Here is a 594-nt window from a genome sequence, read left to right as displayed (position 1 = left end):
TTTGTCCTGTCAACAATGCACATTGACTTCCATCGGTCGTAATCTAGAGTCAAAAACAACTGAAAAACATGATATTAAACGCATTGACCGACTCCTTAGTAACCATGAGCTGTTGCGTGAATCGACATCTGTTTATGTCAGTTTGAGCCGCTTTGTTGTTACTGAAAAGCATCCCATTATTCTGGTTGACTGGAGCCATGCCGATACTCAGAACAAGCACTGTATTCTGCGAGCAAGTATTGTCAGTGAAGGCCGCTCTCTAACTCTCTATCAGAAAAGTACTTTTAGCTATCAGTATCATTGTCCAAAAATCCAAAAATACTTCTTAAAAATGCTCAAGCTGCTCTTGCCGAGTGAGTGTCGACCTGTGATTGTGACGGACGCTGGGTTTAAAGTCCCTTGGCTCAAAGCCGTAAGAAGTAATGGCTGGCATTACATCAGCCGAGTGCGTGGTACTGTTCACCTAAAAACCCAGCAGAGTAACGACTTTATATCATGCCAGTCATTATTCAAAAGTAATCGACGTAAGAGCTGCTATCTTGGCGAGGTCGAACTGACCAAAAGTGCAAAATATCACACCCATGCGGTGCTGGT

1 protein-coding gene is annotated in these 594 nt (G+C 43.3%); it reads left to right on the top strand.

All coding sequences use genetic code 11. The annotated features are described in order from the left end of the window. A partial coding sequence (locus tag CWC18_RS20560; RefSeq protein WP_171041187.1) for an IS4 family transposase occupies window positions 1–594 on the top strand: 594 nt, incomplete at both ends.

Source organism: Pseudoalteromonas aurantia (genome assembly GCF_005886875.1).
Classification (GTDB): Bacteria; Pseudomonadota; Gammaproteobacteria; order Enterobacterales; family Alteromonadaceae; genus Pseudoalteromonas; species Pseudoalteromonas aurantia_A.
This window is presented reverse-complemented; position numbering and strand designations above follow the sequence as displayed.